The sequence below is a fragment of the Allosphingosinicella sp. genome (assembly GCF_036387215.1).
Taxonomy (GTDB): domain Bacteria; phylum Pseudomonadota; class Alphaproteobacteria; order Sphingomonadales; family Sphingomonadaceae; genus Allosphingosinicella.
This window is the reverse complement of record NZ_DASVUE010000346.1, coordinates 1-4,389: the sequence shown is the minus strand read 5'-3', so window position 1 is coordinate 4,389 and position 4,389 is coordinate 1. Positions and strand designations below refer to the sequence as shown.

Here is a 4,389-nt window from a genome sequence, read left to right as displayed (position 1 = left end):
GCGGAGCGGGAGGCGAGATAGGCCGGATCGAGCAGCCCTGCGACCGGTACCTGCACGAAATCGGGATCGCCGATGTAGAGGTCGCGGTCCGCGTAAGCGAGGCGCGAGGATTCGGCGAACAGATGCCACGCGACCGGCGATCGGGGCCCAAGCGCCGCCATGTCGAACCGCTCGAGCTGCTTCAGGATCATGAGCACGGTCATGCCGCCGGACGAGGGCGGGCCCATGCTGCACACCCGGTGTGCACGGTAGGTGCCGCAGACCGGCGGCCGCGGTTTCGCGCGGTAGCGGCTAAGGTCCGCGAGCGTCATCTTGGACGGGTTGCGAGCAGCGCCGTTCACCGTGGCGACGAGCTTGCGCCCCTGCGAACCGGTATAGAAGGCTGCCGTCCCCGCCTTCGCGATGCGCTCGAACAACGCCGCCTGCTCCGGGTTCGTCACACGCGTTCCGACCGGCAGCGGCCGCCCGTTCGCGTCGAAGAAGACCCTTCTCGCGCTGCCTTCGATGAAGGTCCCGAAGCGGGGAAGCATGTCAGCGAAGCGCGGGCTCAAGGTCCAGCCGCTCCGGGCGATCCGGATCGCCGGCTGGAAGAGCGCGGCCCAGGGCAGCCGCCCGCCGCTCCGGTGCGCCATCGCCATTGCGTGGAGCGTCCCCGGAACGCCGACGCTCCGGCCGCCCGGCACCGCTTCGGAATGGCTGAGCGGCTTTCCGTCCGGGCCGTAGAACCAGCGGGGGTCTGCGGCGACCGGCGCCGCCTCGCGGCCGTCGATCGTGGTCGTGCGGCCGGTCCTGACGCTGTGCTGGACAAAGAAGGCGCCGCCGCCGATGCCCGCGCTCTGCGGCTCGACGACGTTCAGCGCCAGCATGGTTGCGATCGCCGCGTCGGTCGCGCTGCCGCCCTTCCGCAAGATCTCGACCCCGGCCGCGGCAGCGCGCGGGTCGGCTGCGGAGACCATCCCGGGCGAGGCCTGCTGGCCTGCAGCCGGCGCCCGCGCGGGGGCACGCCTCTGGGCGTCGGCCGGAACGGCGGCGAGGGAAAGAGCGGCGAGAAGGAAGGGCGCTGCGCGCGTCAGGAGCCGTTTCGACATGGCGGCGGAGACTAATCCCGTCCGCCCGCACCGCAAGCGCTAAGACTCGTCCGCTCCGACCGCGTCTCCGACCCGAGCGAAGCCGTCGCGCGCCAGCAGCGCCTTCAGCTCCCCCGCGATCCGCCGCGCCAGCCCTGGGCCTTCGTAGACGAGGGCCGAATAGAGCTGAACCAGGCTCGCCCCCGCCCGGATGCGGGCATAGGCGTCGGCGCCGCTCTCGATCCCCCCTGCTGCGATCAGCGGGATCGCTCCGCCCGTGGCCCGTCGGAAATCGCGAAGCCGCTCCAGCGCCAGCTGCTTCAGCGGCGCTCCCGAAAGTCCCCCGCTCTCACCCCTGTGTCGCGACTTTAGCGGAGGCCGCGAAATGGTGGTGTTCGACACGATGAGCGCATCGATGCCGCGGGCGATCGACACCTCGGCGATGTCGTCGATGTCGCTCCGCTCGAGGTCGGGGGCGAGCTTCAGGAAGATCGGCGGCTTCATCCCGCCTCGCGCCTCGATGACCGCCCGAAGCAAGTCGTCTAGCGCGACTTTGTCCTGCAAAGCCCGCAGCCCCGGCGTATTCGGCGACGAGATATTGACGGTCAGATAATCCGCCAGCGGCCCCATCCTGCGCACGCCTGCCACGTAATCGGCAATGCGGTCGGAGCTGTCCTTGTTGGCGCCGATATTGATTCCGACGATCCCCGAGCTCCGCCCTTCCAGCCGCGCCCGGGCTGCATCGAGGCCGCCATTGTTGAAGCCCATGCGGTTGATCACGGCCCGGTCCTCTGCAAGCCGGAACAATCGCGGGCGCGGATTGCCCGCCTGGGGGAGCGGCGTCAGCGTCCCGACTTCGGCAAAGCCGAAGCCGAGCCGAAGGATCTGCCCGAACACCTCCGCATCCTTGTCGAACCCGGCGGCGAGGCCGATGGGGTTTGGGAAGTCCAGCCCGGCCACGGACATGCGCAGCGCGGGATCGGGCGTAGGAGCGCCTGTTGGAAGCAGTTTCAGCGCCGAGATCGTCGCCCGATGCGCCCGCTCCCCCTCCATCAGGAACACCAAGGGCCGGAGGAGCGGGTAGAGCGCCATCGGCGGCGGCTATGGCATCGGCCGCACGGCTGGTCAAAAGGCGGCCTAAGCTCCTAAGGGGGTGGCAAGAAAAGACTCGGAAGGGATGCCAATGAAGTCGATCCGCCTGCTCCTCATCGCCTCGACCGCCGCGCTCGGCGCCTGCGCGACCACCGGCACGACCACTGCCGACACTCAGGCAAGCGCCGGCAGCCCCGCCTCGCAGGCGGTCAGCACCGCCGGCGCCCGCGCAGCGGTCGCGGAGAAGAATGCGGAGCTCGCCCGCTTCTTCGAAGCCTATGACCAGGCGCAGCTTGCGATGTCGCCGCTCGGCAAGGCCTATCGCGGCATCAAGGACCAGGATTACGGCCGCTGGAACGAATATACGGACGAGGCCGCGCTGGCTTCGCAGAATCTCGACGTGACCACGCTCGCCAACATGCGCTCGCGCTTCGAGCGCTCGACGCTCTCGGCGGCCGACCAGCTCAGCTACGACCTGTTCGAGGCAGGCATCGAGCGTAGCGGAGCGATCTTCCCGTTCCGCGAGAACGGCTATGTGTTCGATCAGATGAACGGAGCCCAGTCGTCGGGCCCCGCCTTCCTCATCAACATCCACCGGGTCGACACCCTCGCGGACGCGGAGGCTTATGTGCGCCGGCTCCAGGGCCTCGACGCCTATCTCGATCAGGCGATCGCCGAGGCGAAGGACCGGCAGGCGGCGGGCGTTCTGCCGCCGAGGTGGGTCTATCCCTATGTGATCCAGGACGCCAAGAACATCACCAGCGGCGCACCCTACGGCCCCGGCCCCGACAGCGCCCTGTTTGCCGATCTCAAGGCCAAGGTGAACAAGCTCAACATCGCGCCTGCCGAGAAGACTCGCCTGATCGAGGCCGGCCGCAAGGCGCTCGTCGAGGAGGTGAAGCCCGCTTACGCGCGCGTCATCGCGCTGATGCAGGCGCAGCAGAAGGTCGCCGGCACGGACGACGGCATCTGGCGCTTCAAGAACGGTGCCGAGCAATATTCGGCCCTGCTCCGCTACTACACCACCACCAACATGAGCGCCGACCAGATCCACACGCTCGGCCTCCAGCAGGTGGCGCGCATCCATGATGAGATGCGCGGGATCATGGGCCAGGTGGGCTTCAAGGGAACGCTCCAGCAATTCTTCGCCAAGATGCGGACCGACCGGCAATTCTATTATCCGAATACGCCCGCCGGAAAGCAGACCTATCTCGACGAGACCCAGAAGGTGCTGGACCTGATCGCGCCGCGCGTGCCGGAATTCTTCGGCCGGGTCCCCAAGTCGCCGCTCACCGTGAAGGCGGTGGAGCCGTTCCGCGAGAAGTCCGCCGGCAAAGCCTTCTACCAGGCTCCCGCTCCGGACGGCTCCCGCCCCGGCGTCTATTACGCCAACCTCTACAATATGGACGACATGCCTTCGATCGAGGTCGAGGCCCTGTTCTGCCACGAGGGCATTCCCGGCCACCACCTCCAGAACGCGCTCCGGGTCGAGCTCGGCTCGGAAGTCCCGCCCTTCCGCCAGTTCGGCGGCTACACCGCCTATGGCGAAGGCTGGGGCCTCTATTCCGAGAAGCTGTGCAAGGAGATGGGCGCCTACAAGGATCCCTATCGCGACTTCGGCCGGCTTCAGCTCGAGCTCCACCGTGCGATCCGCCTCGTCGTCGATAGCGGCATCCACCACAAAAGATGGAGCCGCGAAAAGGCGATCAAATATGTCGAGGACAACAGCGCCGACGCGCCCGGCGGCATCGTCAAGGCGATCGAGCGTTACATCGTCTATCCCGGTCAGGCGACCGCCTACATGGTCGGCAAGCTGAAGATCGAGGAGCTGAGGCGCAAGGCCGAGACCCAGCTCGGCGACCGCTTCGACATACGTGGCTTCCATGACACGATCCTGCTTTCGGGCGCGATGCCGCTCGACATGCTGGAGAAGAATGTGGACGCCTGGATCGCCAGCCGCCGAGGTTGATTTCTGGAGGCTGGGAGCCCACATGCCAATCGGATAGAATCGATCCGATTGGAGCAAATGCGCCTTACCTCGCTCGCAGATTATGCCGTCGTGATGATGGCCGCGGCCGCCCGTCACGGCGGGCAGGCGCGGCTGTCGGCGGCCTTGCTCGCGGAGGAGACGGGCGTTCCGCTGCCGACGGCGCAGAAGCTGATGGGGCGGCTCGCCTCGGCCGGCCTCCTCAGCTCGGCGCGCGGGACGGGCGGCGGCTTCCGCCTAGCG

General features: G+C 67.9%; 4 protein-coding genes. 2 read left to right on the top strand and 2 right to left on the bottom strand.

Going from position 1 to position 4,389, the window contains the following annotated elements; all coding sequences use genetic code 11:
* On the bottom strand, positions 1–1,088 hold a 1,088-nt coding region (locus VF662_RS13825; RefSeq protein WP_464142284.1), incomplete at its 3' end, for a gamma-glutamyltransferase family protein.
* Positions 1,089–1,127: 39 nt separating this feature from the next.
* Complete coding sequence (locus tag VF662_RS13820; RefSeq protein WP_464142282.1) at positions 1,128–2,159, bottom strand: quinone-dependent dihydroorotate dehydrogenase; 1,032 nt, start codon at positions 2,157–2,159, stop codon at positions 1,128–1,130.
* 91 nt (positions 2,160–2,250) lie between these two features.
* Between VF662_RS13820 and VF662_RS13815 the strand changes: the two genes are divergently transcribed.
* Positions 2,251–4,128, top strand: a complete 1,878-nt coding sequence (locus tag VF662_RS13815) for a DUF885 domain-containing protein (protein WP_464142279.1) — start codon at positions 2,251–2,253, stop codon at positions 4,126–4,128.
* 57 nt (positions 4,129–4,185) lie between these two features.
* Positions 4,186–4,389: Rrf2 family transcriptional regulator (locus VF662_RS13810; protein WP_464142277.1), on the top strand; the 204-nt coding region annotated here is incomplete at its 3' end.

Excerpts from the sequence above, each read along its gene's own strand:
- VF662_RS13820 (WP_464142282.1), bottom strand. The coding sequence starts at position 2,159 with ATGGCGCTCTACCCGCTCCTCCGGCCCTTGGTGTTCCTGATGGAGGGG.
- VF662_RS13815 (WP_464142279.1), top strand. The coding sequence starts at position 2,251 with ATGAAGTCGATCCGCCTGCTCCTCATCGCCTCGACCGCCGCGCTCGGC.